The 25,622-nt window shown below is 33.3% G+C and carries 29 protein-coding genes and 1 riboswitch; of the genes, 16 read left to right on the forward strand and 13 right to left on the reverse strand.

The genetic code is table 11. From position 1 onward, the window contains the following. Window positions 1-44 precede the first annotated feature (44 nt). The 4 genes from Q0Q96_RS00185 to Q0Q96_RS00200 are packed head-to-tail and all read left to right on the forward strand — an operon-like array spanning window position 45 to window position 3,843. Window positions 45-1,037, forward strand: a complete 993-nt coding sequence (locus tag Q0Q96_RS00185; RefSeq protein ID WP_366068680.1) for a MerR family transcriptional regulator — start codon at window positions 45-47, stop codon at window positions 1,035-1,037. A gap of 42 nt (window positions 1,038-1,079) precedes the next feature. Continuing rightward, window positions 1,080-2,540, forward strand: coding sequence for an oleate hydratase (locus Q0Q96_RS00190; protein ID WP_293870084.1), 1,461 nt, complete (start codon window positions 1,080-1,082; stop codon window positions 2,538-2,540). Window positions 2,541-2,554: 14 nt separating this feature from the next. Then, window positions 2,555-3,394 (forward strand): phytoene/squalene synthase family protein, encoded by an 840-nt coding sequence (locus Q0Q96_RS00195; protein ID WP_293870086.1) that lies wholly within the window; start codon window positions 2,555-2,557, stop codon window positions 3,392-3,394. Between the two features lie 5 nt (window positions 3,395-3,399). Then, a complete protein-coding gene (locus Q0Q96_RS00200; protein ID WP_293870088.1) occupies window positions 3,400-3,843 on the forward strand; it encodes a sterol desaturase family protein in 444 nt (147 codons plus the stop codon). Between the two features lie 61 nt (window positions 3,844-3,904). On the opposite strand, the gene Q0Q96_RS00205 is transcribed toward Q0Q96_RS00200, so the two are convergent. Genes Q0Q96_RS00205 through Q0Q96_RS00220 form a run of 4 tightly spaced genes read right to left on the reverse strand, consistent with a single transcriptional unit; the run spans window position 3,905 to window position 5,928 of the window. After that, window positions 3,905-4,399: a DUF4252 domain-containing protein gene (locus tag Q0Q96_RS00205; protein ID WP_293870090.1), complete on the reverse strand. Its 495-nt coding sequence runs from the start codon at window positions 4,397-4,399 to the stop codon at window positions 3,905-3,907. Window positions 4,400-4,448: 49 nt separating this feature from the next. Continuing rightward, a complete protein-coding gene (locus Q0Q96_RS00210; protein WP_293870092.1) occupies window positions 4,449-4,970 on the reverse strand; it encodes a DUF4252 domain-containing protein in 522 nt (173 codons plus the stop codon). Window positions 4,971-4,985: 15 nt separating this feature from the next. Continuing rightward, the gene (locus Q0Q96_RS00215) at window positions 4,986-5,432 is read right to left on the reverse strand and encodes a hypothetical protein (RefSeq protein ID WP_293870094.1); all 447 of its coding nucleotides are present in this window, start codon (window positions 5,430-5,432) and stop codon (window positions 4,986-4,988) included. Then, on the reverse strand, window positions 5,419-5,928 hold the full coding sequence (locus Q0Q96_RS00220; RefSeq protein WP_293870096.1) for a sigma-70 family RNA polymerase sigma factor: 510 nt from the start codon (window positions 5,926-5,928) through the stop codon (window positions 5,419-5,421). The genes Q0Q96_RS00215 and Q0Q96_RS00220 overlap by 14 nt, the downstream gene beginning before the upstream one ends. 122 nt (window positions 5,929-6,050) lie before the next feature. On the opposite strand from Q0Q96_RS00220, the gene Q0Q96_RS00225 reads away from it, so the two are divergent. Beyond that, window positions 6,051-7,451 (forward strand): S41 family peptidase, encoded by a 1,401-nt coding sequence (locus Q0Q96_RS00225; protein WP_293870098.1) that lies wholly within the window; start codon window positions 6,051-6,053, stop codon window positions 7,449-7,451. A 68-nt stretch (window positions 7,452-7,519) separates the two neighbouring features. On the opposite strand, the gene Q0Q96_RS00230 is transcribed toward Q0Q96_RS00225, so the two are convergent. After that, on the reverse strand, window positions 7,520-7,756 hold the full coding sequence (locus Q0Q96_RS00230; RefSeq protein ID WP_293870100.1) for a hypothetical protein: 237 nt from the start codon (window positions 7,754-7,756) through the stop codon (window positions 7,520-7,522). A gap of 136 nt (window positions 7,757-7,892) precedes the next feature. Here Q0Q96_RS00230 and Q0Q96_RS00235 point away from each other — a divergent pair, with 136 nt between their 5' ends. Continuing rightward, window positions 7,893-8,405: a hypothetical protein gene (locus tag Q0Q96_RS00235; protein WP_293870102.1), complete on the forward strand. Its 513-nt coding sequence runs from the start codon at window positions 7,893-7,895 to the stop codon at window positions 8,403-8,405. A gap of 42 nt (window positions 8,406-8,447) precedes the next feature. On the opposite strand, the gene Q0Q96_RS00240 is transcribed toward Q0Q96_RS00235, so the two are convergent. After that, on the reverse strand, window positions 8,448-10,346 hold the full coding sequence (locus tag Q0Q96_RS00240) for a TonB-dependent receptor plug domain-containing protein (protein WP_293870104.1): 1,899 nt from the start codon (window positions 10,344-10,346) through the stop codon (window positions 8,448-8,450). Window positions 10,347-10,563: 217 nt separating this feature from the next. Then, window positions 10,564-10,764, reverse strand: a riboswitch (cobalamin riboswitch). Window positions 10,765-10,832: 68 nt separating this feature from the next. Here Q0Q96_RS00240 and Q0Q96_RS00245 point away from each other — a divergent pair. Genes Q0Q96_RS00245 through Q0Q96_RS00260 form a run of 4 tightly spaced genes read left to right on the forward strand, consistent with a single transcriptional unit; the run spans window position 10,833 to window position 14,706 of the window. Then, the gene (locus tag Q0Q96_RS00245; RefSeq protein WP_293870106.1) at window positions 10,833-11,687 is read left to right on the forward strand and encodes a T9SS type A sorting domain-containing protein; all 855 of its coding nucleotides are present in this window, start codon (window positions 10,833-10,835) and stop codon (window positions 11,685-11,687) included. A gap of 54 nt (window positions 11,688-11,741) precedes the next feature. Then, complete coding sequence (locus Q0Q96_RS00250; RefSeq protein ID WP_293870108.1) at window positions 11,742-12,878, forward strand: ABC transporter substrate-binding protein; 1,137 nt, start codon at window positions 11,742-11,744, stop codon at window positions 12,876-12,878. Window positions 12,879-12,916: 38 nt separating this feature from the next. Next, window positions 12,917-13,900, forward strand: coding sequence for an iron ABC transporter permease (locus tag Q0Q96_RS00255; RefSeq protein WP_293870165.1), 984 nt, complete (start codon window positions 12,917-12,919; stop codon window positions 13,898-13,900). Further along, the gene (locus tag Q0Q96_RS00260) at window positions 13,900-14,706 is read left to right on the forward strand and encodes an ABC transporter ATP-binding protein (RefSeq protein WP_293870110.1); all 807 of its coding nucleotides are present in this window, start codon (window positions 13,900-13,902) and stop codon (window positions 14,704-14,706) included. Before Q0Q96_RS00255 ends, Q0Q96_RS00260 begins: the two co-directional genes overlap by 1 nt. Here Q0Q96_RS00260 and Q0Q96_RS00265 read toward each other — a convergent pair. Next, a complete protein-coding gene (locus Q0Q96_RS00265; protein ID WP_293870112.1) occupies window positions 14,703-15,158 on the reverse strand; it encodes a tRNA (cytidine(34)-2'-O)-methyltransferase in 456 nt (151 codons plus the stop codon). The genes Q0Q96_RS00260 and Q0Q96_RS00265 overlap by 4 nt on opposite strands. A 14-nt stretch (window positions 15,159-15,172) precedes the next feature. After that, window positions 15,173-15,757: a pseudouridine synthase gene (locus Q0Q96_RS00270; RefSeq protein WP_293870114.1), complete on the reverse strand. Its 585-nt coding sequence runs from the start codon at window positions 15,755-15,757 to the stop codon at window positions 15,173-15,175. 83 nt (window positions 15,758-15,840) lie between these two features. On the opposite strand from Q0Q96_RS00270, the gene rmuC reads away from it, so the two are divergent. The 4 genes from rmuC (at window position 15,841) to Q0Q96_RS00290 (ending at window position 20,952) form a co-directional block, all read left to right on the forward strand. Next, window positions 15,841-17,163 carry a DNA recombination protein RmuC gene (gene rmuC, locus Q0Q96_RS00275; RefSeq protein WP_293870116.1) on the forward strand — a complete coding sequence of 441 codons (1,323 nt, stop codon included), beginning with the start codon at window positions 15,841-15,843 and terminating at the stop codon, window positions 17,161-17,163. Continuing rightward, the gene (locus Q0Q96_RS00280) at window positions 17,156-17,704 is read left to right on the forward strand and encodes an acyl-CoA thioesterase (RefSeq protein WP_293870118.1); all 549 of its coding nucleotides are present in this window, start codon (window positions 17,156-17,158) and stop codon (window positions 17,702-17,704) included. The genes rmuC and Q0Q96_RS00280 overlap by 8 nt, the downstream gene beginning before the upstream one ends. 109 nt (window positions 17,705-17,813) lie before the next feature. Then, on the forward strand, window positions 17,814-18,905 hold the full coding sequence (locus tag Q0Q96_RS00285) for a hypothetical protein (protein WP_293870120.1): 1,092 nt from the start codon (window positions 17,814-17,816) through the stop codon (window positions 18,903-18,905). Window positions 18,906-18,924: 19 nt separating this feature from the next. After that, complete coding sequence (locus tag Q0Q96_RS00290; protein ID WP_293870122.1) at window positions 18,925-20,952, forward strand: CRTAC1 family protein; 2,028 nt, start codon at window positions 18,925-18,927, stop codon at window positions 20,950-20,952. 401 nt (window positions 20,953-21,353) lie between these two features. Here the strand turns inward: Q0Q96_RS00290 and Q0Q96_RS00295 are convergent, their stop codons facing one another. Next, a complete protein-coding gene (locus tag Q0Q96_RS00295) occupies window positions 21,354-22,193 on the reverse strand; it encodes a DUF5777 family beta-barrel protein (protein WP_293870124.1) in 840 nt (279 codons plus the stop codon). 18 nt (window positions 22,194-22,211) lie between these two features. Further along, window positions 22,212-22,601: a hypothetical protein gene (locus Q0Q96_RS00300; protein ID WP_293870126.1), complete on the reverse strand. Its 390-nt coding sequence runs from the start codon at window positions 22,599-22,601 to the stop codon at window positions 22,212-22,214. Between the two features lie 92 nt (window positions 22,602-22,693). Here Q0Q96_RS00300 and Q0Q96_RS00305 point away from each other — a divergent pair, with 92 nt between their 5' ends. Next, entirely contained in the window at window positions 22,694-23,059 is a 366-nt protein-coding gene (locus Q0Q96_RS00305) for a hypothetical protein (RefSeq protein WP_293870127.1), read from the forward strand. A 10-nt stretch (window positions 23,060-23,069) separates the two neighbouring features. After that, complete coding sequence (locus Q0Q96_RS00310) at window positions 23,070-23,609, forward strand: YceI family protein (RefSeq protein ID WP_293870129.1); 540 nt, start codon at window positions 23,070-23,072, stop codon at window positions 23,607-23,609. Between the two features lie 17 nt (window positions 23,610-23,626). Here Q0Q96_RS00310 and Q0Q96_RS00315 read toward each other — a convergent pair whose 3' ends face one another. The 3 genes from Q0Q96_RS00315 to Q0Q96_RS00325 are packed head-to-tail and all read right to left on the reverse strand — an operon-like array spanning window position 23,627 to window position 25,552. Then, a complete protein-coding gene (locus Q0Q96_RS00315; protein ID WP_293870131.1) occupies window positions 23,627-24,583 on the reverse strand; it encodes an ion channel in 957 nt (318 codons plus the stop codon). A 10-nt stretch (window positions 24,584-24,593) separates the two neighbouring features. Beyond that, a complete protein-coding gene (locus Q0Q96_RS00320; RefSeq protein ID WP_293870133.1) occupies window positions 24,594-25,091 on the reverse strand; it encodes a GNAT family N-acetyltransferase in 498 nt (165 codons plus the stop codon). Next, the gene (locus Q0Q96_RS00325; RefSeq protein ID WP_293870135.1) at window positions 25,088-25,552 is read right to left on the reverse strand and encodes a DUF1801 domain-containing protein; all 465 of its coding nucleotides are present in this window, start codon (window positions 25,550-25,552) and stop codon (window positions 25,088-25,090) included. Before Q0Q96_RS00325 ends, Q0Q96_RS00320 begins: the two co-directional genes overlap by 4 nt. Window positions 25,553-25,622 lie beyond the last annotated feature (70 nt).

Below are 25,622 nucleotides of genomic sequence, written 5' to 3' on the forward strand. Positions count from 1 at the left end.
TTGTACAGAGCTCCTCTCTGCGTCTGCCAGTTAAAACACTTAAAATGAAGGCGTGTTTTAGCCATCTTGCGTGTTCTATAATAAAGCCTTCCCCTTTGGGAGCGTTGATATATGTTTTCGGGTCTTCTATCATTTCCAACAACATTAAAAATGTTTTTAGCATTAAAGATTTAGAGAATCTCTCAGGTATTAAAGCTCATACTATCAGAATTTGGGAGAAAAGATATAGTGTTCTTGAACCAATGAGAACAGGGACTAATATTCGATTGTATGATTTGGAGAGTCTTCAAAAATTATTAAACATCACTTTGCTCCACAATCATGGTTACAAGATCTCTAGTATCTCAAAACTCTCCAATGAAAGAATTCCTGAACTAGTCAATGAGATTATATCAGATAAAAGCGTTAAACATCATGCTATAAGTTCATTCAAAATGGCTATGATGAATTTTGATCATACCTTGTTTTTTAACACTTACAATAAGCTACTCGCTGAAAAATCGTTTAGAGATGTATTTTACGAAGTATTCATCCCTCTAATCGAAGAAATTGGGTTATTGTGGCAAGCTGGGACAGTTTCTCCCGCGCATGAACATTTTATTTCATACCTTATTAAACAAAAGCTTTTGAACAATACTGAAATTGTTCAAACAAAAGAACCAATTTATAAAGAAAAAATCTTTGTTTTATACCTTCCAATGAATGAAATTCATGAATTAGGGTTAATGTATCTTAATTATGAAATTTTAAATCATGGTTATAAAAGTATTTATCTTGGTGAAAGCCTTCCAATTGACAGTTTGAAGGATATGAAGAAATATTTTAACAATATTACTTACATTTGTTATACAACCGTTGAGCCTGACAAAGAGAATATTAATAAATATATAAAAGAAATTAGTGAGGAAATATTAGATGAAACAGCCAGTTTATGGCTCATTGGAAGAATGACTGAAAATATTGATGCTAGGCTACTTTCGGAAAAAATCACAACATTTAAAAACATAAAAGAATTAGTTGACAGCATAATAACATAACTGTTAGTTACTGTTTCGCTTTTTGTACTTTTATTGCACATTATGAACAAAGAAATTAAAATAATTGGTTCCGGTTTTTCATCACTAGCAGCTGCATGCTATCTTGCTAAAGAAGGACACAACGTTACTGTTTACGAGAAAAATTCTTCCATTGGTGGACGAGCACGTCAACTAAAAAAAGAAGGTTTTATATTTGATATTGGTCCAACTTGGTATTGGATGCCTGATGTTTTTGAACGATTCTTTGCTGATTTTAACAAAAAACCTTCGGATTATTATGATCTGATAAAACTTGCTCCTGCCTATCAGGTTTATTTTGGTGTAAACGATTTTGTTACTATTGCAGACAATTTACCTCAAATAATCGAAACTTTTGAAAACATTGAAAAAGGTAGCGGTAAAAAGTTAGCGGCATTTATGAAAGAAGCACAAAGTAATTATGATATTGCTATAAAAGATTTGGTTTATCGTCCTGGTATATCTCCTTTAGAACTAATTACGCTTGAAACTGCTAAAAAAGTTGATCAGTTTTTTGGAAACATTTCGAAAAATATTCGAAAAAAATTTAATAACCCTAAATTAATCCAAATACTCGAATTTCCCGTACTTTTTCTTGGTGCAAAACCTTCGGACACACCATCATTTTATAGTTTTATGAATTTTGCTGATTTTGGTTTGGGAACTTGGCATCCAAAAAATGGAATGTACAGCGTTATCTTGGCTATGGAAAAATTAGCTGTAGAACTCGGCGTTAAAATACATACCAATTCAAACATAGAAAAAATAACAGTTGAAAACGGTAACGCTAATGCTATAATAGTAAATGGTGAAAGTATAAAAGGAGATGTTATTTTAAGTGGCGCCGATTATCATCACAGTGAGAGTTTATTAAATCAAGAGTATCGTGGCTATTCAGAAAAGTATTGGGAGAATAGAACTTTCGCACCTTCTTCTCTATTATTTTATGTAGGTTTTGATAAAAAAATTAAAAATGTAGAGCATCATTCTTTATTTTTTGATGTAGATTTTGATGTTCATGCGCGGGACATTTATGACAGTCCAAAATGGCCTGACGAACCTCTTTTTTATGCTAGTTTCCCATCTAAAACAGATAGCAATGCAGCACCTGAAGGTAAGGAAGCTGGAATATTTTTGATACCTTTAGCTCCAGGATTGGAAGATACTCCACAAATAAGAGAAGAATTTTTTGAAAAAATAATATCTCGTTTTGAAAAACTGACACAACAATCAGTGAAAGATTTCATAATTTTTAAAGAATCTTTTTGTGTAAACGATTTTATAAAAGATTACAATTCCTATAAAGGAAACGCTTATGGCTTGGCAAATACATTATTACAAACAGCTTTTTTAAGACCTAAATTGAAAAGTAAAAAAGTCGACAATTTATATTTTACAGGGCAATTAACTGTTCCTGGTCCGGGAGTTCCTCCTGCTTTAATTTCAGGAAAATTAGTTGCTGAACTTATCCAAAAAAATTATTAATTTTACAAAACATTATGAAATCTATTTTTGATACCATATCCTTTGATTGTAGCAGAAATGTTACCAAATCCTATAGCACATCGTTTTCTGCTGCTGTAAAAATGCTTGCTCCAAGCATACGTCAGGATATTTATAATATTTATGGATTTGTTCGTTTTGCAGATGAAATTGTAGATACTTTTCATGACTACAACAAAACATTACTTTTTGACATGTTTGAAAACGATTTAACAGCTGCTTTAGAAAATAAAATCAGTTTGAACCCGATTTTAAATTCTTTTCAGCATACGGTTCATAAATATACAATTCCACAAACCATGATTGACGCTTTTATGAAAAGCATGAAATTAGATTTGTATAAAACAGATTATAAATCATTTGAAGAATATAACGAATATATTTATGGCTCTGCCGATGTAGTAGGACTTATGTGCTTGAAAGTTTTTGTGAATGGCGATGACCAAAAATTCCAAGAGTTAGAACATTCAGCAATGAGACTTGGTTCAGCATTTCAAAAAGTAAATTTCCTTCGCGATTTAAAAGCTGATTACGAAGATTTGAATAGAACTTATTTCCCAAATACAGATTTATCAAGACTGGATGAATATTCTAAAAACGAGATTATTAAAGAAATTGAAGCCGATTTTAGAGTTGGTTTTGAAGGTATTTTACAACTTCCTATTGAAGCTAAATTTGGCGTTTATACAGCCTTTGTTTATTACAAAAAGTTGTTGTCAAAATTAAAAAAGACACCTTCATTAGAAATCAAAAATACTAGAATTCGTGTTCCTGATTATCAAAAATTTGTACTTTTGGCGAAGTGTTATGTTAATTATAGATTGAATTTATTATAAATATTATGTACCTACAAATTATTGTTTTTGTTATTACTTTTTTCATCATGGAATTTATGGCATGGTTTAGTCATAAATACATTATGCATGGCTTTTTGTGGAACCTTCATGCGGACCATCACAAGAAAGATCACGATTCTTGGTTTGAACGTAATGATGCTTTTTTTATTTTTTATGCCGTGGTAAGTATTGGCTGCTTTCTACTTTGGCAAAAAGGTATTTTCGATTTAGGCATTGCCGTTGGACTGGGAATTTTTACCTATGGTTTGGCATATTTCATGGTGCACGATATTTTTATTCATCAACGATTTAAGATATTCAGAAATGCAGATAATCGTTATGCGAAAGCGGTTCGGCGAGCACATAAGATTCATCACAAACACATTGGTAAAGAAAAAGGTGAATGTTTTGGGATGCTCGTAGTTCCATTAAAATATTTTAAAAAATAAGAAAAGTACCGAAATATCTTCGGGACTTTTCTTATTAAATTAACTAACCTCTCCTCCAATATTATTGTTTTATCAGATCTTGCAATGGTTTTAATTGTTCCAAATTGATATTAGAACTTTTTAATAAGGAAATCATGTTCATAATATTATTAGGATTCATGTCTTTCCCAAGAATTCTAACCACTGCAAATCCGGTTTCTTTCTTTTTTGCAAAAAGCACGAACTCATTGATGTGATTTTCATCTCCTACAAAACTTACTGAAGCGTCATCTTTTCCTGAACCTATTTTCATCAGTTCTTGATACTTTTTATTCTTTAAAATTGCGGTTACTTTTTGACTTTCAACATCGTAGTTTACTTTATTATTTTTATCTAATTTGAATGCCAAAATATTCATTTTGCTAAATGATTCCAATGCTGTTTTTTGGTCTGCTGTAAGTTGCATTTTATCAGTATTAATGAATGTTGACGCAAGATCTAGCTCAATAAAATCCTTCTTATTTGAGTTGTCAACAAAATACTTTTGAAGTGTAGGTTCACCGGTGCAACTCATCATTAATAGTGAAGCAAAAATAGTGGTTAGAAAAAATACTATTCACATATTTTTATTTTTTGCCTTTTGAGGCTTTTTTCAACTCATCACCTCCAGGTAATTTCATTTTGTCCGTTAAAATGGAGAGTTCATTCAAATCAAAATCGCCAATCAATGACATCAAAACTGTTTCTTCATTTCCTGAACCTTGCACAAACATCATTAATTCCTTGATTTGCGAATCTGTGCTTCCAGATTTTACAAATATTTTGACACTTTTTCCTTTTTCGTTGACTTTCATTAACTCCTCAAGCGATGCAGATTTAATATATTTATCTGAAACCGCCTTCATTTCATCTGCTTTCTTGTCGCTTTTTGTAACAAAAACGCGCAAATTATCAAGCTTTTTAATCAAGTTTACATATTGCTGTGTCGCTTTATCTTCTACTTTCATTTTACTCAAAAGCAAAAACATTTTTTTGTTGACCACCACTGAAGTTATGCCGTCTTGATCTTCAAATTTATCGAAGATTGTTTGTGCAAAAAAGGTATTTGCATTTAATACTACTACTAAACATAAAATTAATTTTCTCATGATTTCTGATTTTTATTATTTAAAAATTTTGTTTTTGGATTGTTCATATTCGTTTATATAATTCATACTTCCGATGCCTTTATTTACATGTTCAGAAATCATAGCCAACGCTTTTTGTGTTTCTCTGAAAGCTATTTCGGGATCATTAATAGTTCCAGTATCAACTGATTTTTGATGCTGATAATTATTGAAAGTAAACACACTCACGCCAAGTAAAACTGTAACAGATGCAACAGATGATAACCAAATTAGGCGTTTACTTTTGTTAGCTTTCAAAGGTAAAGTTGACAAAAACCTCTCTTTTTTTGCTTGAACAACATACTTAAATATTGGTTTGTATTCTTCTAGTTGAGGAGCAACATTTGAAGAAGCAAAATAATCTTTCAATTCCTTTTCTTCAGCAATACTGGTGGCTGCCTCAAAGTATTTTTCTACTAATTTTTCTATTCTATCCAATGCCATGATGATGTGTTTTTATCATTTTTTCTCTAATTACTTTTCTTGCTCTTGATAATGCAGTTCGAATGGCCTGCTCTTTCATCTCTAAAATTTTACTAATCTCTTCAAACTCCATTTCTTCAATATCTCGCATTTGAACTATTAGCTTTTGGAGTTCGGGCAAATCATTTATTATTTTTTCAACCCAATTCCAAGTGTCGTTATCTTCTACTTTTTGTTGTAAACTAGCTTCTCTATCGGTGAAATTATTATGAACAATGGTCATGTTACTGGCGCGTTTCGATTTTAACTGATCTAAACAATAATTTTTAGTCATCGTAATCGCCATAGCTTCTATACTCTTATATTCGTACAAATTTTCATTTCTATTCCACAATTTTAATAGTACCTCTTGAGTTGCATCTTCGGCTTCTTCAGTGCTTACAAGCAATCGTTTTGCCATTCGAAAAAGTCTATCCTTAAACGGATTTACCAGATGCATAAACTCATTTTGGTTCATCAAAAACGTATTTGATTGGTTGGTATAGGGTCAAGACGAATGCTAATTTTATTTGTTACAAACAAAACTACATTATCACTGTAAACTTCGTAAATTTACATTTATTAAAATAAAAAGCTGTTATGAAAAAAATTGCTATCTCCTTGTCATTACTATTATTGTTTGTAGTTCCTATTGGTTGCACCGATATAAATGACAATGCCGTTCCGAGTAGTGTTGAAATTAAAGATTTTGTTTGGAAAGGAATGAATTTATACTATTTATGGCAAGCAGATGTTCCGGATTTAGCCGATACTCGATTTGCAAATCAAACGGAGCTTAACACTTTTCTGGAGACATTTGTAACACCAATAGATTTGTTCAATCATCTTCGTGTATCTATAACAATAGACAGGTTTAGTGTTATTTTTAGCGATTATTCTTTACTAGAAGGAATTCTATCTGGAAATACACTCAATAATGGTATGGATTATGGATTAAAATTTAAAGATGCTACGCAAACATCCGTTTATGGATGGGTACGCTATATAATTCCCAATTCAGATGCAGCAACTAAATCTATTCAGCGTGGAAATATTTTTTATGCCATTAATGGAACGCCACTAACTAAAGACAATTATAGAACCCTTTTGGCTAATACTACATACACCATTAACCTTGCCGATTATGATAATGGAAATATTACTCCAAATGGACAATCAATAACGCTTACTAAAACGAATATTTCTGAAAACCCAATATTTATTAATACTGTAATCCATCAAGGAACGCACAATATTGGCTATTTGATGTACAACGGTTTTTATCCCAGCTATGACGACCAATTAAATACTGTGTTTGGAAATTTTGTTGCACAAAATGTAACTGATTTGGTATTAGATTTACGTTATGATTCGGGCGGTTCAATCAATTCGGCAACCAAATTGGCTAGCATGATTACAGGACAGTTTCCCGGACAATTATTTGCTAAACAACAATGGAATGCAAAAGCTCAAGCTTATTTTCTATCAAACAATCCAGGATCTCTAGAAAATAAATTTATTGCGAGTTTGAACGGATTACATCTCAACAAAGTATATATTTTAACTACAAAGGCAACTGCATCTGCAAGCGAATTGGTCGTAAACTGTTTAAAACCATACATACAAGTTGTTCAAATTGGCGATTTAACGACTGGCAAAAATGTTGGATCCATAACTTTGTATGATTCGCCAACTTTTTCCAAAACCAACGTGAATCCCAATCATAAATACGCCATGCAACCCATTGTACTTAAAATTGTAAACAAAGATAATTTTGGCGATTATGCAGCCGGGATTTCACCGACTATCTCATTGCCCGAAAATTTGAACAGTCTAGGTATTTTGGGTAATACCGATGAACCTTTACTAAATGCCGCCATTAATCGCATCATTTCCAGCGGCAAAATGACACCTCAAGTACCAAGTGTTTTTGAACGGGATTTTACCGATGCTAAATCGTTAAATCCTTTACAAAGTGAAATGTATCTTGATAATAAATAGGTTTAACTTTTTGGAATGTTTTATATATTTGTGTAATGTTCGCAAATCAAGCATTACACGTAACAATCCTAAACATAAACGCAACAAAATCGTAATAAAATAACTGCCTTGAATATAGGAAGTTGCCAGTTTTTGAAAGCGTGCGCATTGCCTTTTGGTGCTTTTCCTGAACCGTTTGTAGCACCATTAGTTCCTGTTCTGTCACTAGGAGTGCCTGAATTTGCATATTGACCTAATGAGCACACTACAACTACCAAAGCTATGAATAGTAATAAGCCTGTACGAATGTTGAATAAAGTTTTCATAATGAGTTATTTAAATTATTATAAATGTACCTCCTTATAAACTCAAAATTATTATAACCTAATGAGTTAATGTTGTACATTTCTAACCAAATAAGCGGCGGCGAAAAAATATCGTTTAAAAACAACTAACAAAACAATGGATGAAAAAATAGTGTTTTCTGAAAAACAACACTTTAAACAATGGTGGCTTTGGTTGCTACTGCTCGTATTAAATGGAATATTTGTTTACGGGATTTATCAACAAATTATTTTAAAAAAACCATTTGGTACCAATCCAGCAAGTGACACTGCATTGTATATTGGATTTTTGATACTGTTTTTCTTGACCATTTTGTTTAGATTTTTTAAACTTCAAACTACGATTAAAAATGATGGCATCTATGTTCGGTTTTTTCCAATACAAATAACGTATCGAAAATATACTTGGGACAAGCTATACAAAATTTATGTCCGTCAATACAGCCCAATAACAGAATATGGCGGTTGGGGAATCCGATATGGTTTATTTGGAAATGGAAAAGCTTTAAATGTTTCTGGAAACCAAGGACTGCAACTAACAACTACCGATAATTCAAAAATATTGATAGGTACTAATAAACCAGCATTACTGAAAGAAGTTTTAACTAAAATAGAACAATACAAACCTTGAAATTTAAAAGGCTAACTTTTCAGCTAGCCTTTTTTTTATTGCTTATAAAACAATATTCAACCCCACTTTAAAATTCCTTCCTCTGGTAGAATAACCAATATTTTCGACAAATTCTTCATTAAAAATATTTGTTGCTGCTCCAAAAACAGTCAATCGGTTTTTGATTAATTCATACTTCAACGTGGCATTAAACAATCTGTACGCATCAAGTTTTACAAACTGCGCTGGATAACCAAAAGCATCTATTCTAGAACTTAAATATTGATAATTAATTCCTGCAAAAAAACGATTAGTAAACTGATAATTCATCGCCGCATTCACTTTATGTTTTGGATTTAACCTTTGCAACGGTTCATCTAACTCATTAAAAGTATAATTGGCGTTCATAGATAATCTTGAGGTAACCGCCAGTAAAATTGATGTTTCAATCCCTTTCGCTTTGTTTTTCCCTTCAATATTGAAATACACAAAATTGGCATCAACATCAATAGCATTTTTTTCATTTCTTAAAAAAGCAACTGTATTTAAAGTAACTTTTTTAGACCAAAGTTGTATTTCAAAACCAGCTTCGACGGTGCTATTTTCTTCTGGTTCTAAATGAATATTTCCCGAATAAGCATCATACAATTGATACAAACTTGGCGTGATATAAGCAGTAGAATAAGAGGCTAATAATCTAATTGGATTTTTTTTACCAAACGTATAAGACGGATTAAAATTATATACCGCGTGACTGTTATAAACACTATGATTGTTTATTCGCACGCCCACATTTAAGTTAAAACCAAAAGCAGAATTGTAGACCACCGTTGTGTAGGGATCAACTATAGCAAACTTGGCATTTTTATGGTCTATAGTGCTAAATTCAGAATCAAAATTCATTTCACTAAACTGGTATTGTGTTCCCAACAATGCAAAAAATTGTTTCGAGAAATTGAATTTATTAAATGCATCTACATTTATATTTTTGGATTTATATTCAAATTCAGAATTAAAAACAAATAAATTGCGTTTACTGCTGGAAGCACCCGAATTGATTACAAATTCTCCTTTACTGTATTTGTATTTTGATGAAAATCCTGCTCTAAATTGCTCTGTTTTTCCTTGATTAAACAAATTATCAGAAGATGAAACTCCGTTATAAGAATCATCGAAAGCATTTTTTAATCGGTCATAATTTCCAAAAAAATCAACACGCAACTTTGAAGTTAACGCAACGCCAATTTTTTGATTGACAGCAATTCTTGAAAAACGGTCGTTTTCATAATTTTCACCTTTTGCTTCGGACATTCCATTGGTTTCAGTACTGTTCAAACTGGTCAAATAATCTACTTTTAAATATTTTCCATTAAATGACAAACCTTGATTAAAATCTTGACCGTTGTATTTGTGATTATCGGCGGTATTATTCGACCCAATATTTACATACGCATTTCCTCGAAGAACTTTGTTGGAAGCTTTTTTCAAGGTAATTGTAATCACTCCAGTTGCCGCTCCAGTTCCGTAGAGTGTGCTGGAGGCACCTTTCATAATTTCAATACTTTCCACCTGGTCGACGGGTAATAATCTTAAATCATATTCCATCGAAATTCCTGATGCATCGGTCACAGGAATTCCATCTATTACAATTAAAACCTGTCGATTTCTTCCTCCTCGAATGTAGTAGCCCAGGTTTTTCCCATTAGCCGATTGGTTTCCGTTGATTTCAACTCCTGCGACCTGAGATAAAACTGTAGCTAAGCTTTGCCCTGATTTTTTGGCTAAATCTACAGAAGTGATTACTTCGATAACTTTTCCTGATTTTTCCTTGCTTTGTGCAAATTTGGTGTCGGAAATTACCAATTCATCCAATGGATTCACTCTCGTAGAATCCTTAACTTGAGCATACGCACAAGTGTTTAACAGTGCCAAAATAGCAACTGCTTTTACTGTTTTTTTCATTTTAAAAATTTAAAATACAATCAATAAACTTAAAATCTTTGTAATTCTCCATTTTAGCTCTGTGAGGCTCTTTGAAACAAAAAATCACAGAAATACACGAAGGAGCTCAAAGATGCACAGAGAGATAAATACGTTAATTTTAAACAAATTGATTAATTACAATTGTGGGAGAAAAGCATAGAATTTACCCATACCCAAACCTTTTTTCCCGAAAGTTTGTTACTCTGATGAATGAGGCAGGTCTCCTGGCTTGCGTCTTGTTGTTGACCTTCTCATCCCGAAATTGGGACAATGGTTTTTGTAGATAACAACAAGCTTAATAGCTTACAGTTGCGGGAACAGCTTTGGTATTTATCCAAATTCCCTTTTAATGCGATTTTGAAAAACTAAAATCGCAACCTTAATTCGGGTGCAAATGTAACATAGAAAATTGATTTAAAATGAAAATATTTTCTTAGCTTTACATAAGTTTCTAAATTCATGATTATGAAAAAGTTATTGCTGATTTTATTAGTTTCAAATTTTATGTTTGCCCAACAACCAGATATTGAGATTCGTCTGGTAAATGAAAACATTGGGCATCCAAATTATATAAACACCTCCCAGGCAAGCAATTCAAATGATGCTGGATTGAATGCGATTTTGCAAGCTTACAATGTTACTAGTTATCTTAACAAATATGCACATCCCTATTATCCTTACATGAATAGAATGATTAGTGTATACGGTACCTATCCACCACAATTTATTGCAGATTTATTAGCCTATTCAAGTGTTATAGAGTCTGTGCATATTTCTGATTGGGGTTCTTTTAGTGATGCAGTAAGACTTCAGTTAATAGATTCAAATATTGGCGCTCCTGCTGGTTTTAATGGAAATATTGTTACTACTAACGATGCTGATTTAAGTCTTATTTTTCAGAATTTTAGTGTGTTTTATTATGCGCAAACTTATCCTTCATCAACAGTAAATAACACGTTGCGATATTATGATGTTGTTTGCAACTGCGATAAGAATCTTTTGAAAATTGCTTTGAATAATTACACTTCGGTAATTGAAACTACAGAAAATGTAACTGCTGGTTTTCTACTTTCCAATCATCAATTTACAAAACCAAAAACTATTATTTCACCTAATCCATTTTCATACAATTTTGATATTCAAACAGAGCAAACCATTTCTGATTATTCGATAATTGATATCACAGGAAAAACCATAGTTTCAACTTCATCAAAATCGGATTTAGACAATCAATCTTCACAGTTGAGTGCCGGAATTTACATCCTTAATCTCAATTTTGACAGTGGGCAGATAGCCAATTATAAATTGGTAAAAAAATAAAAATTATTTTTTAGGGGTTTACCTATAACTTTGCAACACTTGCAAACAAGCTATATGAAATCTATCAAACCAAAAATTTTATTGCCGTTTATTCTGCTTTTTATTTTAAGCTGCAAAAACGAAAGCAAATCAGAAACAGCCATCATTTCCGAGAACAGCGTTCATTATGCCAAAGGTTTTTCGATTCAAAACTACGATGGATATTCGGTGGTAACCGTTAAAAATCCGTGGCCAAAAGCAACCAAAACCTATACTTACATTCTTAAAGAAAAGGATGGAATTGTGCCTGACAATCTGAAACAAAACCTGATTATACCAATTCCTATAGAAACAATAGTCGTTACCTCAACAACACATATTCCATCATTGGAAATGCTTGATGAAGTCACTACTTTGGTTGGTTTTCCGCATGCCGATTATATTTCTTCAGAAAAAGTAAGAGCGCGAATTGACGCCGGCAATGTAAAAGAACTGGGGAACAATCATGATTTAAATACCGAAATCATTCTCAGTTTGCAACCTAATGTTATTATTGGCTATGGCATTGACAACAAAAATCCAACGTTGGATAATCTGCAGAAAAGCGGATTAAAAGTAATGCTCAATGGCGACTGGAACGAGGAAACTGCGTTGGGAAAAGCCGAATGGATCAAGTTTTTCGGAGCACTTTATGGCAAACAAAAAGAAGCTGACGAAATCTTTACCACAATTGAAAAAGACTATTTAAATACTATTGAAGTTGCAAAAAGAGCCATTGCTACGCCCACAATTCTGGCGGGTGATATGTATGAAGACCGATGGTATTTACCAAAAGGAACAAGTTGGGGAAGTCTGCTTCTCAAACAGGCAAATGGTAATTATTTATGGCAGGAAACCAGTGGAACAGGCAGTTTGTCCTTGTCGTTTGAAACCGTTTTTGAAAAAGCAAAAACCGCAGATATCTGGATTACTTCCGGTCAGTTTTCGACTTTAAAAGAAATGACGGATATGAATCCACATTACGCTGAATTTGACGCTTTCAGAAACAAAAATGTATATTCTTTCAGCAGAAAAAAAGGAAAAACAGGTGGTATTCTTTATTATGAATTAGCGCCAAACCGTCCAGATATTGTGTTAAAGGATATCGTCAAGATTTTGCATCCCGAATTGTTACCGGGTTATGAACCTTTTTTCTTTGAGAAGTTAAAATAGTGAAGAACAGAAATACCATATTGTTTTCGGGTTTATCAATGCTTTTACTAGTGACCTTACTGATGAACATTTCAATGGGTCAGGTTGCCATTCCGATGAAGGATGTTTTCAGAAGTTTATTTGGCAGTCATGCTTCAAAAGAAACGTGGGAGTATATTATCATTAATTTTCGCTTACCGAAAGCTATCACGGCGATTCTCGTTGGCATCGGGCTTTCCATTTCGGGCTTGTTGATGCAAACCTTATTCAGGAATCCATTAGCCGGGCCTTATGTGCTTGGATTGAGTTCGGGTTCAAGTTTAGGCGTTGCTTTTGTTATACTTGGGGCTGGGTTTTTACCGGCTATTTTTTCGCAGTTTTTATTGTCGTCTTACGGAATAATTTTGGCTTCTTGCATTGGGAGTTTGATGGTGTTGCTGATGATTTTAATAGTCTCACAACGCTTGCGCGACACGATGTCAATATTAATCGTGGGATTGATGTTTAGTAGTTTTACCAGTGCTATCGTTAGTGTGTTTACGTACTTTAGTTCGGCGGAGCAATTGCAGAAATATACGTTTTGGTCTATGGGAAGCATCGGAAATTTATCGTGGCAGAATATTTCCATTTTAAGCATTTGTATACTACTTGGATTAGTGTTCAGCCTGCTTTCCTTAAAATCTTTGGATGCGTTACTACTTGGCGAAAACTATGCAAAAAGCATGGGATTGAATATCAAAAAAGCGCGATATTGTATCATATTCGCTACCAGTATTTTGGCGGGAAGCATAACTGCATTTGCTGGACCAATTGCCTTTGTTGGGTTAGCGGTTCCGCATTTGGGAAAGTTGTTATTTCAAACGAGTAATCATAAAATTTTGTTTTTTGCAACACTGCTTATTGGTTCGATTATAATGTTACTTTGTGATACGATTTCACAAATGCCTGGTTTTGATTTTACCTTACCCATCAATGCCATAACATCAATTATTGGTGCTCCAATAGTGATTTGGTTAATTGTCAGAAAGAAAAGTATCCAGTAATGAATTCAAATAAAATCATACTTTCCACTTCAGATTTATCCATTGGATACCAATCCAAAAAGGAAAAACATATCATTGCTAAAAACCTCAACCTGACTTTTGTGGAAGGAAAATTAATTTCATTAGTTGGTGGAAATGGTATTGGAAAATCAACTTTATTACGAACTGTAACTGGAATTCAAAAACCGCTAGCCGGAACTGTTACGCTGAACGAAAAAGATATTCATCAATACGAAGCTTTAGTTTTGGCACAAAATTTAAGTTTGGTTTTAACCGAAAAATTGCCACCAAGCAATTTGACGGTTTTTGAACTAATAGCTTTAGGAAGACAACCTTACACTAATTGGCTGGGGAAACTTTCGGACGATGATTTTCAGAAAATTAATCAGGCAGTTGCACTGACGCGCACTGAACATTTACTTGACAAAAAACATTATGAAATTAGTGACGGACAATTACAAATTGTTTTAATCGCCAGAGCATTGGCTCAAAACACGCCATTAATCATACTGGATGAACCAACAACACATTTAGATTTACAACATAAAGTATCAGTTTTTAAACTGTTGAAAAAGCTATCACAGGAAACCAATAAATGCATACTATTTTCAACCCACGATATTGATTTAGCAATCCAACTTTCGGATGAAATGATAGTGATGACCGAAAATAATGTGTTTCAGGATCAGCCTTGTAATTTGATTTCTAAAAGTGTTTTTAATACGCTGTTCAACGATGATTCTATAACTTTTGATGGCTTAAAAGGGAAGTTTGTGCTTTTTAATTCTGAAATCAAAAATCGTTAATCTTTCACCCTAATCTGTCTTTTAGCTTCACCAACTACAAACGCAACCGAATTGGCAATATTATAACTTCGAATCAAATTAGACATCGGAATCGTTATGTGATTGTCAAATTGTGCTAAAAATTCCTGACTTAAACCAACACTTTCTTTTCCAAAAACCAACCAATCTCCATCCTTAAAATTGGTTTCATATATTGATTTTGTGGCATGCGAACTCATCAAGAAAACTCTTGATTTATCTTTAATTTCAGTCATCCATTCCGCAACATTTTGATATTGATGCCAATCGAGATGCACCCAATAATCTAAACCGGAACGTTTTAAATTAGCGTCGGTAATTTTGAAACCAAACGGATGAATTAAATGCAAACGGCTTTCGGTGCCAACACAAAGACGACCAATATTTCCAGTGTTGTTTGGGATTTCGGGTTCTACTAAAACAATGTTGAGCATGTTAGTTAATTCGGTTATTTGGTTATTTGGTTATTTGTAAAAAAGCTGGAAACTTCGAGAACTTCACCAGCTTTCAGGTTTTGCAAATGTATGTCGCCTACTCGAATTCTTACTAATCGCAAAGTGGGAAATCCTACTGCAGCTGTCATTTTTCTGACTTGTCTAAATTTACCTTCGGTTACCGTTATCGAAACCCAAGAAGTTAGTCCATGACGTTCTTCTCTAATTTTTTTACCTTTTGCTATGCATTCTGGAAGTGCTACAATAAGTTTGGCTTCACATTTTTTGGTAGTATAACGAATACCTTTGAAACCAATTTCGACACCATTTTTTAAGTACATCACAGCCTCTTGGTTAATAATCCCGTCCACTTGAGCGTAATATTCCTTTTCGACCGATTTGCTTCTTATCATTTCACTCATCTTTCCGTCAGTGGTAAGCAAAAGCAATCCTTCGGAATCTTCATCTAATCGACCAATTGCCATAGTGCCTTCGGGAAAATTGTATAACGCGCCGAGTAATTTTTTAGGTCGTTTTTTTTCGTAAATAAATTGGCTTAAATAACCGTGTGGCTTGTGTAAAAGAAAGTGATGCTGCATGAATTATATTTGATACAAAAATACATTTTTAGAATAGTGAATTTCAATTTATTGCTTATTTTTACCAAAATCATCTACAATTTATGGCAAATTTTTTATACATCATTCTAGCCTTTACCATTGCTTTGACCATCGGAATATTTATTGGAAAAATACTTTTTGTAGCGAATTCGAAATCAGAAAAAGCTTCGTTGGAAGAAAAAATAAACGGTTTGTTACAACAAATTGACCAACTGAAAAATCAAATCCATCAAACGGCACAAGAACGAGAAAACATTCGAGCCGAGAAAGAATCGTTGGCAATTCAATTATCTAAAAAGGAAACTGATTTTGAAAATCTTTGGGAACGCAATCAAGAACAAAAAAACGAAGTTGAAAAATTACAAGAAAAATTTACCAAAGAATTTGAAAATTTGGCCAACAAAATTCTTGAAGAAAAAACCAATAAATTTACCGAACAAAACAAAGAAAATCTTAAGAACATTCTAACTCCGTTACAAGATAAAATTCAATTATTTGAAAAGAAAGTCGAAGACACTCATAAAGAAAGTATCGATTATCACGCAGCATTACGCCAGCAAATTTTAGGATTACGCGAAATGAATGAACAAATGAGCAAGGAAACGCTGAACCTAACAAAAGCATTGAAAGGTGACAGTAAAATGCAAGGCAATTGGGGCGAATTGATATTGGAAAGAGTTTTAGAGAAATCAGGATTAGAAAAAGGTCGCGAATACGAAGTACAGCAAAGTTTTATAACCGAAGAAGGTAACCGCGTTTTTCCAGATGTAGTGATTAATTTACCTGACGGAAAGAAAATGATAGTCGATTCTAAAGTTACTTTGACCGCGTACGAACGTTATATAAATGCAGAAGACGACACCGAAAAAGCACAACATTTAAAAGAACATGTTATGGCGTTGAAGCGCCATGTAGACCAATTGAGCGCAAAGAATTATCAGGATTTGTATCACATGGAAAGTCCCGATTTTGTGCTGCTGTTTATACCGATTGAATCTGCCTTTGCCTTGGCGTTGAACGAAGATAATTCGTTATACAACAAAGCCTTTGAAAAAAATATTGTGATTGTTACCCCCTCCACTTTACTAGCTACATTAAGAACTATTGACAGTATGTGGACGAATCAAAAACAGCAAGAAAACGCTTTAGAAATTGCGCGACAAGCGGGAGCTTTGTATGATAAATTTGAGGGCTTTGTGGGTGATTTGGTGAAAATCGGTAAAAAAATGGACGAAGCCAAAGTAGAATATCAAGGTGCTATGAACAAGCTAGTGGACGGTAAAGGAAATTTGGTAAACAGCGTCGAAAAACTTAAAAAAATGGGAGCTAAAGCCAAGAAATCTTTACCCGAAAATATTTTAATAAGATCAGAAAAAGATGAGTGAGTTCTTCAAAACCGTAAAATCATCAAAAATCACAATATCCGAATTGATGTTGCCGTCGCATACAAACTTTAGCGGCAAAATTCATGGTGGTTATATCTTATCTTTGCTTGATCAAATTGCCTTTGCCTGCGCTTCTAAATTCTCGGGGCATTATTGCGTAACGGCTTCCGTTGATACTGTATATTTTTTAAATCCGATTGAAGTTGGAGAACTCGTAACCATGAAAGCCAGTGTGAATTATGTAGGTAAAAGTTCGATGATTATTGGCATTCGAGTAGAGTCCGAAAATATTCAGAATGGGAAAGTAAAACATTGTAATTCGAGTTATTTTACCATGGTTGCTAAAGACGAAAACGAAAAAAGTGTCTTGGTTCCGGGTTTAATACTTTCCAATGACCAGGAAATAAAACGATTTTGTAATTGTATTAAACAAATAAGTTTAAAAAAAGAGCGCAATCAACACGAAGAAATTTTTGATTATAAATCGGAAACTTCATTGGAAAATCTAAAGTCCTATCGGATTAAACTAGAAAATTTTTAGACTTTGATTACAATATTCTTATTAAAATTAAATATTTTTTAGACTAATCTCATAAATGCTACGAGTTTAGGATTTTTTTGTTATTTTTGAAAGACATTTTAAAAATTATATGAAAAAACATTACTTCGCAATCCTTTGCATAATGCTCATCACCATTATTATTATTTCTTGTTCTAAAGAAGATAAATATGTCGCAGTTTCGCCTGTTACGGTAGATATGACCCAAGTTCCTTATCCAAAATTATCGGATTATAAGTTTTTTGAAGGCGATATAAAATTACTCAAGCCATCATTAAATGTTATTCCTTATGAGCCGGCAAGTAGTCTTTTTACAGACTATGCTTTGAAAAAAAGATTTATTTGGATGCCAAGTGGTGTAAAAGCAACGCTTTCTGCAGACAATAAAGTTCTCATTTTCCCTGTTGGCACTGTGTTAATAAAAACTTTTTATTACAATACTATTCAGCCGAACAACACCACAAAGATTATCGAAACTAGGTTGATGATTCGCCAAGCAGACCGTTGGTATTTTTATGAATATATTTGGAACGATGCTCAAACCGATGCTGATTTATTTTCGGGAAGTGATTTTGAAAATGGAAGCTCTCAATCTTTTTCATTCAAAAAACCTAATAACGAAGTTATTGCTGAAAACTACAGAATTCCATCAGAACCCGAGTGTTATGCCTGTCATAAAATAAATGAAGTGCGGACACCTATTGGTCTTAAACCTCAAAATTTGAACTGGAATTATACGTACACCGAAGGAAGTAAAAATCAGTTGCAAAAATTGGTTGAGCAAGGTTATCTAGAAAGTTATCCTACCTCAATTGTTTCTACCGTTGATTATCATGATACTACCAAATCGTTGGATTTAAGAGTTCGATCCTATGTTGACGCCAATTGTTCGCATTGCCACCAAAATCAAGGTCGGTGTGATTATCGTGCATTGCGATTTGCTTTTAGCGAAACTGTTAATCCCGCTAATTTAGGTATTTGTGTAGCCGCTGATGAACCTATAAATTCTACCTTAATAAAATTAGTAAGTCCGGGAAATTTTACCAAATCAATTTTGCATTATCGAGTAAACTCTACTGATGAAAGTGAAAGAATGCCTTTATTAGGTAGAACCGTCATTCATGATGAAGGCGTCGCACTAATAGAAGAATGGATAAACTCTTTAACACAAACTTGCAACTAAAAAACTAAATTAAACACTAATGAAAAAAACTTTAACCATCTTATCTTTTTTTACAATATCAATGGCATTTTCGCAATCTAATTGTATTACCGCTGTGACTGTTGCCTTAAATTCTACAACCACAGCGCCAGCATATACCACCGAAACGGGAACTACTCCAACGCAACTATGTAATTTATCTGGTGGTGTGGGAACCAAAGGAAAATGGTATAAATTCACGGCTACTCAAAACATTAATGTAACTGTTACTACCCTCCTAGCTCAAAATAATAATACAGACACCAGACTTATTATTTATTCTGGTGACTGCGGTGCACTGGTTTGCATTGGTTCAAATGATGATTACAATTCAACATATTCTTCTCAAATTACTTTTCCTGCTACAACAGGTACAACCTACACCATTGCTTTTGACAACAGATACAGTTCTAATGGATTTGATTTCAAAGTAATGGAAGCTGTACCGCCAGCGCCAGATCGATTATCCTTTACTTCTACTCCTGTAGCAGGAATAACTGGAGGATACAACAATTGTATTGTAGATATGAATGGCGATTATAAAGATGATATTGTTTCAGCCATTGATGCAACACATTTAGCCATTTCTTATCAGCAAGCTGGAGGCACTTTTTTGACCACTACTTTTACAGTTCCAAACACCACTGTTTTACCCTCATGGAGTATTGCTGCTGGTGATTATGACAATAATGGTTTTAACGATTTAATCTACGGTTCAGGAAGTGGTGTTGTTTTTCTAAAAGCAAATAGTGATGGAACTGGCTATACAACTGACAGAAAAACTCAAAGTTATTTGGTACAACGTACCAATTTTGTAGATATTAATAATGATGGAAAATTAGATGCATTTGCTTGCGATGATAATGCTCCCAACAGGTATTATATGAATGATGGTACTAATATGAATCATACACAAGGCGGTATCGGTGACTTTCCAACTGGAGGAAATTATGCTGGAAACTGGACTGATTATGATAATGATGGCGATGTAGATATGGTTCTTGCAAAATGTGGTCAAGGAGGTTCTGGAGTTGGAGGAAACATTGACCAATTGTTAAGAAATAATGGTAACGGCACCTTTACAGATGTAGCTGCTGCAGCAAATATGGCTGCTCCTGAACAAAGTTGGTCCTGTGCAGTTGGTGATTTTAATAATGACGGTTGGATGGATGTTATTGAAGGTATCAATTCTTCCTCTGATGGTCGAACCAATGTTAAAAGAAATAATGGTGACGGAACCTTTACAAGTGTAAGTGTTGGTTCTGGATATGATACCGACCTAACCATGGGTAGAGAATATGTAGCAGAAGATTTTGATAATGATGGTTTTTTAGATGTATTAAGTTCAGGCAACAACATTATGTTCGGTGATGGTCAATTTCATTTTACACCCAATCCAAATGTATATCCTATATCAAACGTTGATAGACCCATTGGTGATTTGAATAATGATGGGTTTTTAGACATTCAAAATGGTACTAACATATTGTTTAATAACGGGAATTCTAATCATTGGATAAATGTAAATCTTCATGGCATTCAAAGCAATCGAAATGGTATTGGAGCCCGAATAGAATTATATGGCGCTTGGGGAAAACAAATTAGAGATGTACAAAGTGGCACAGGATTTCAAAACATGAGTTCGATTACTGCTCATTTTGGAATTGGACAACAAACAGCCATTACTCAAGTAATTATCAAATGGCCATCAGGTGTTGTGGATACCATTGCTAATCCCGCAAGCAATCAGTCATTGCTAGTTGTTGAAGGTTCTACTCTGGGCATAAACAGTTTTGTCAATAGCAACTTTAGTCTGTATCCTGTACCCGCAAAAAAAATCCTTAGTATTGCATCAGAAAATCTTACTTTCAAGAGTGCAACTGTTTTTGATTTGACTGGCAAAATGGTTTTATCACCAAGTATTGAATCGTCTTCTATTACCGTTGAACCCCTTTTAAAAGGGATTTATCTCTTGTTATTGGTTGACCAAAACAATAAAAATTATACCCAAAAATTCATCAAAGAATAAGCTGAAACTACATTGTAAACGAGTTCCATTTTTTTATAAAATAGAGCTCTTTTTGTTTATTGCATTTGCAAAACCTACCACACATAAAATAAAGTTAAATGCTGTATAGTAAAAAAATACTATTCCTACAATAAAGTTAAATGCTATATACTATAAAAATACTATGCCATAAATAAAGTTAAATGCTATGTAGTAAAAAAATACTATATATAAAAAAACTACAATCTTAAAAAGGTTGTAGTTTTTTTGCTTAACAGAAAAAAAAAATTACTTGAGTAAATACGAGCAGTAAACTCGCAGTAGCCTAGTTACAGTTACTACTTTCACCAGCTGGGGTAATTATTATTTTAGATTTGTTTTGATAACAATATACTCACGTACACATCGCTACGGTCTTTTTCTTAAAAAACTCTCAACAGATTAAATCCAAAAAATACATTTCCTGTTCTCCAATCACCAGTAGTATTGCCAAGAAATCCTGCTTCATGAATACCTTGAGAACTGCTGAAATGCATTTGAAATACATGTCCACCCGTTTCTAAATCAACACCTATAGAAAGTGGATTTTTGTAGGGCGAAGTGCTTGATCTATTCAAATGGGCTGCATAATCAATATTTACTGACCAGCGTTTAGCAAACTTGTATCGTCCTCCCATACCGATGGCGTACTGACTGTTGGCTTGGTTATCATCAATTACAAAATTTTCATGAAAAAAAGTGGGTGCCAGTTCTAATGACAAATTCTTATTTACTTTTCTGGAAACTAGTATTTGAGCAACATAAATTAATCGATCAACAAATTTCAGTTGTGGATAATTGCTTTCTTTCAAAGTATTGTTGATTGCCAAACTTGTAAATCCTGCTATTGCAACTGGAAAACCGTTTTTAATTTGAGGCTGTAGCAAGTATTTACCAGCAAAATCGTAGGCCAATTCGCTTCTGGCTGCACTTACTGAAAACCAATCTGCCACTCCGTACAAAAATTTTAATTGTGAAACGGCATTATCAAGCCCGTAACCGCCTTCAAATCCGTCTTTAATAGAACTAAATCTGTGGGCAACTATAAAATAAAAATCTCCTTTGGATGCCAACTTGGTAGACTCGATATTTACAATTTTCAATCCTTTGAATGCCGATTCTACAATACTTTTTTTGGCTGATGCCGTATCTATCTCTTTGAGCAAATCTTCTTGGGCAAAAAGTGACATTGGAATTAACAATAACAAAATAATTTTTTTCATGGTTTAGTGTTTTAATTTTTATTGTTTTACAGTGCATTGATCCATTTGAATTTCCTCGAGTAAATCGTCATATCCTACTAATCTTCCTTTTAAAGCTATGAAACTTTTTAGTTTTAAATTATTAGGCACATCTTTTGTAAACCTAGCAATTAATTTTTCGTCAACGGTAATTATTTTACTAGGCAAATCTATGTTGGTAATTTTACCGTATATTTCGATAGTTTTGTCTAAATACTTTTTGTTTGCCAAACTATCGTTTTGTTTGAAAGAAGTATAAACGTTTTGAACAGAAACAGAATAGGAAACATTTTCGGTTGCAATGTCACGATGACTTTTGTACATGTAGTTATAAACAATGACAACCAAAGTAAAGAGAATAACGGCAGCAATGAGTACTTTATTTTTCATATAGTTAATTTTTTTGATTACAAATTTAATTATTTATTGATAAGTCGAAACGTGTACAAACTATATTATATATTTTTGAAAAAAAAAGTAAAATGAAAAAAGTAAAATTAACCATGTTTTTAATGCCTCTTCTAATCTTTCAATACGGATGTACAAATAACTCTTCATCAGACTTACTTGGTGCTTCAGGAAACGGTCCTATTACTTACACACAAACTACAAAAGCAATAATTGATAATAATTGTGTATCATGCCATGCAACGGTTCCCGTAAATGGTGCGCCAATGTCTTTGACAACATACGTGTTAGTAAAGGATGCGGTTTTAAACAGAGGATTATTAGATAGAATATCGAGACCACAAGGCGCGCAAGGTATGATGCCTAATGGCGGCACAAGATTACCACAACCTACAATAAATAAAGTTTTTCAATGGGCTCAAAATAACTTGCCCGAATAAATAATAAATTATGAAAAAGAAATTAGTAAGTCTGTTCATCGTCATTAGTTTAGGTGGTTTTGCCCAAACCAAAATGATTACCAAAACCGGAAAATTAACCTTTGAAGCATCGGTTCCTACTTTTGAAGAAGTAAAAGCTAAAAACGAATCGGTGACGTGTATTCTAAACGCAACTACTGGCGAGATTGCAAGTTTGGCGTTACTAAAAGCGTTCAAGTTTAAAGTTGCCTTAATGGAAGAGCATTTCAACGAAAATTATGTAGAAAGTGATGCCTATCCAAAAGCAACTTTCAAAGGTAAAATTGATAATTTTGATATTTCTAAATTAAGCGCAACTGCCAAAGAATACACCATCAGAGGAAAGATGGAAATGCACGGAAAAACGAAAGATATTACCCTAATTGCAAGCATCAAAAAATCGGCAGAAGGTGTTGAAATTGATTCTAACTTTAACCTAAACACTGACGATTATGGAATTGCTATTCCCAGTATTGTCAGCAAAAAACTCTCTAAAAAGGTAGCCGTAAAATTAGAAGTGAAGTTAAAATAAGTTTTAAAACTCAATTTTTATAGCTTTACTTTTTCAAACAAATTTAATTTGTCTAGGTGAAGCACCGTCTTGTTTTGAGTACCATTTCGTGAGAACATGGGTAAAAATTTGGCTCCAAAAACTATTTCGTCAAACGAATAAGAAGCTCGTTTAACTACTGTCGTACTAAACATGTCATCAAAAACCTTGAGAAACACTAGGAATTCACCTTGAATAGTTTCATAATCTTCTTGGGTTAAATTATATAACGGGCTATTTTCCATGATGGGATGCACTAATGTCCAACTCAAATTGAGTGCATTTATTTTTGATAATTCCAAATCTAGTGTATAAAATTTGTTTACCAAAATACCATTTTCCTCTAATTTCATTCCAAGAGTTATTTTGGCTTCAGCATCAGTCAAATTGGTGTTTTTAAAAGGCGAAAGTCGCAACATTAATGCCGTTCCATTTTGAAAAGGAGCAATCAAAGCATTGTTTGAAAATTTAATATGCGCTTTGGGTTTGCTAAATCTTCCATAAAATAACCCTGTTGCAATAGCAAAACTCAACAATCCAAATAAAGCTTCTACAGCGGCTACAAAACTGGTGGCAAATCCAGTGGGGCTGATATGACCATACCCGACCGTCGTAAAAGTTTGAATGCTAAAGAAAAAGGCTTCGCCAAATTTATCTAGTCCCGTAACGGCTGTCAATCCGTTTAAATGCTCAACGCCAACAGCATAATATAAACTTGCAAAAATAAAATTGACCAAAAAATAAAATAAAACGATAATTACTAAAAATTTCCAACGCGGAATATTAAGCATGGTATGATACCAACTGATGCTTTCAAAAAATCCTATCCCAGTTTTTTTTACATTCGCATTCCCATTTTTCGTGATAAATCGACCACCATAACTAGAGGCATTTGTCCCAAAACCTGTGTTAGCATCAGATTTTGCTTTACTGTTTATTTTTTTAAGTAACTTCATTAGTTGTTTTTTAAATTGATTTTTCCATCACATAATCGTCCATTACATAACCATTTCCAATATCGATAACTTCTTCAAAGCTAATATCAAAACCAATTCTTTCGTAAAAACGAATGGCTATATTTTTTTTATTTACATTCAAAATCAATGCTTTTTGATGACGTTGTTTGGCTTCATTGGCAATAAAATCTATTAGTTCTTTTCCGATGCCTTTACCTTGTTGATTGGGCAAAATATAAATATTATGAATTTTTGTTTTAGGCTTTTTACTGTGATTGAATTCATAAGAAGCAAAACCCAAAATCGTTTCGTCTTCTTTTGCCAAAATAAAACGATGCTTTTTAGTGTTAGCCTTCAGTTGTAAAGACGAGATGCTATACATCATTTCCATCATATAATCCAACTGTTCCTTACTCAAAATCGCACCATAAGCAATGGGCCAAACTTCTTTAGCAATAGCTCTGATACTGGTGAAATTTTCGTCGGTGTTGTTTTGTATTGCAATCATTTAGTTCTGGATTTCCAGTTATGTTCATAAATAGAAATCCAATCTTCTACTGAAATTTTGGTTGCCAATTCACCAATAAATTCAAACGGAATATCATCCATCTTTTTAAATCGAATACAACCTTTTCCAATATCAATTTTGGTTTTAACATGTTTTGGATATTCGGCAACAAACCAATCTGTCAAATTTTTATCGCCATAAATTCCCATATGATACAAGGCAACAAAGTTCTTTTGAGAAGCAAGATTAATAAACGGCAACGGCAATTTTGTGTTACAATGATATCCAGTTGGATAAATTGAATGTGGCACAATATAACCCAACATTCCGTAACCTATGACTTCTTCAAAGCCTTTGGGCAAATTATCTTTAATGGCATTTCGAAGTTTTAGGAAGGCTTCTTTTCTATCTTCTGGTAATTCGGCTAAATATTGTTCTGGAGTTGTGGCTTTTGATTGCATCGTTTTATGTTTTGTATTCAAAAATAGAAATAATTTTAATAGATTTACATATTGATTTTATAACAATTTC

The organism is Flavobacterium sp., assembly GCF_025352015.1.
Taxonomy (GTDB): domain Bacteria; phylum Bacteroidota; class Bacteroidia; order Flavobacteriales; family Flavobacteriaceae; genus Flavobacterium.

What these genes read in the sequence shown, in the direction of transcription:
- Q0Q96_RS00315 (WP_293870131.1), bottom strand. Translation starts at nt 24,583, where the DNA reads ATGAAGTTACTTAAAAAAATAAACAGTAAAGCAAAATCTGATGCTAAC.
- rmuC (WP_293870116.1), top strand. Translation starts at nt 15,841, where the DNA reads ATGGCAAATTTTTTATACATCATTCTAGCCTTTACCATTGCTTTGACC.
- Q0Q96_RS00260 (WP_293870110.1), top strand. Translation starts at nt 13,900, where the DNA reads ATGAATTCAAATAAAATCATACTTTCCACTTCAGATTTATCCATTGGA.
- Q0Q96_RS00190 (WP_293870084.1), top strand. Translation starts at nt 1,080, where the DNA reads ATGAACAAAGAAATTAAAATAATTGGTTCCGGTTTTTCATCACTAGCA.
- Q0Q96_RS00285 (WP_293870120.1), top strand. Translation starts at nt 17,814, where the DNA reads ATGAAAAAACATTACTTCGCAATCCTTTGCATAATGCTCATCACCATT.
- Q0Q96_RS00280 (WP_293870118.1), top strand. Translation starts at nt 17,156, where the DNA reads ATGAGTGAGTTCTTCAAAACCGTAAAATCATCAAAAATCACAATATCC.
- Q0Q96_RS00310 (WP_293870129.1), top strand. Translation starts at nt 23,070, where the DNA reads ATGAAAAAGAAATTAGTAAGTCTGTTCATCGTCATTAGTTTAGGTGGT.
- Q0Q96_RS00250 (WP_293870108.1), top strand. Translation starts at nt 11,742, where the DNA reads ATGAAATCTATCAAACCAAAAATTTTATTGCCGTTTATTCTGCTTTTT.
- Q0Q96_RS00325 (WP_293870135.1), bottom strand. Translation starts at nt 25,552, where the DNA reads ATGCAATCAAAAGCCACAACTCCAGAACAATATTTAGCCGAATTACCA.
- Q0Q96_RS00195 (WP_293870086.1), top strand. Translation starts at nt 2,555, where the DNA reads ATGAAATCTATTTTTGATACCATATCCTTTGATTGTAGCAGAAATGTT.
- Q0Q96_RS00290 (WP_293870122.1), top strand. Translation starts at nt 18,925, where the DNA reads ATGAAAAAAACTTTAACCATCTTATCTTTTTTTACAATATCAATGGCA.
- Q0Q96_RS00270 (WP_293870114.1), bottom strand. Translation starts at nt 15,757, where the DNA reads ATGCAGCATCACTTTCTTTTACACAAGCCACACGGTTATTTAAGCCAA.
- Q0Q96_RS00265 (WP_293870112.1), bottom strand. Translation starts at nt 15,158, where the DNA reads ATGCTCAACATTGTTTTAGTAGAACCCGAAATCCCAAACAACACTGGA.
- Q0Q96_RS00295 (WP_293870124.1), bottom strand. Translation starts at nt 22,193, where the DNA reads ATGAAAAAAATTATTTTGTTATTGTTAATTCCAATGTCACTTTTTGCC.
- Q0Q96_RS00320 (WP_293870133.1), bottom strand. Translation starts at nt 25,091, where the DNA reads ATGATTGCAATACAAAACAACACCGACGAAAATTTCACCAGTATCAGA.
- Q0Q96_RS00300 (WP_293870126.1), bottom strand. Translation starts at nt 22,601, where the DNA reads ATGAAAAATAAAGTACTCATTGCTGCCGTTATTCTCTTTACTTTGGTT.
- Q0Q96_RS00205 (WP_293870090.1), bottom strand. Translation starts at nt 4,399, where the DNA reads ATGATGAGTTGCACCGGTGAACCTACACTTCAAAAGTATTTTGTTGAC.
- Q0Q96_RS00240 (WP_293870104.1), bottom strand. Translation starts at nt 10,346, where the DNA reads ATGAAAAAAACAGTAAAAGCAGTTGCTATTTTGGCACTGTTAAACACT.
- Q0Q96_RS00305 (WP_293870127.1), top strand. Translation starts at nt 22,694, where the DNA reads ATGAAAAAAGTAAAATTAACCATGTTTTTAATGCCTCTTCTAATCTTT.
- Q0Q96_RS00220 (WP_293870096.1), bottom strand. Translation starts at nt 5,928, where the DNA reads ATGAACCAAAATGAGTTTATGCATCTGGTAAATCCGTTTAAGGATAGA.
- Q0Q96_RS00185 (WP_366068680.1), top strand. Translation starts at nt 45, where the DNA reads ATGAAGGCGTGTTTTAGCCATCTTGCGTGTTCTATAATAAAGCCTTCC.
- Q0Q96_RS00225 (WP_293870098.1), top strand. Translation starts at nt 6,051, where the DNA reads ATGAAAAAAATTGCTATCTCCTTGTCATTACTATTATTGTTTGTAGTT.
- Q0Q96_RS00235 (WP_293870102.1), top strand. Translation starts at nt 7,893, where the DNA reads ATGGATGAAAAAATAGTGTTTTCTGAAAAACAACACTTTAAACAATGG.
- Q0Q96_RS00210 (WP_293870092.1), bottom strand. Translation starts at nt 4,970, where the DNA reads ATGAGAAAATTAATTTTATGTTTAGTAGTAGTATTAAATGCAAATACC.
- Q0Q96_RS00230 (WP_293870100.1), bottom strand. Translation starts at nt 7,756, where the DNA reads ATGAAAACTTTATTCAACATTCGTACAGGCTTATTACTATTCATAGCT.
- Q0Q96_RS00200 (WP_293870088.1), top strand. Translation starts at nt 3,400, where the DNA reads ATGTACCTACAAATTATTGTTTTTGTTATTACTTTTTTCATCATGGAA.
- Q0Q96_RS00215 (WP_293870094.1), bottom strand. Translation starts at nt 5,432, where the DNA reads ATGGCATTGGATAGAATAGAAAAATTAGTAGAAAAATACTTTGAGGCA.
- Q0Q96_RS00255 (WP_293870165.1), top strand. Translation starts at nt 12,917, where the DNA reads ATGCTTTTACTAGTGACCTTACTGATGAACATTTCAATGGGTCAGGTT.
- Q0Q96_RS00245 (WP_293870106.1), top strand. Translation starts at nt 10,833, where the DNA reads ATGAAAAAGTTATTGCTGATTTTATTAGTTTCAAATTTTATGTTTGCC.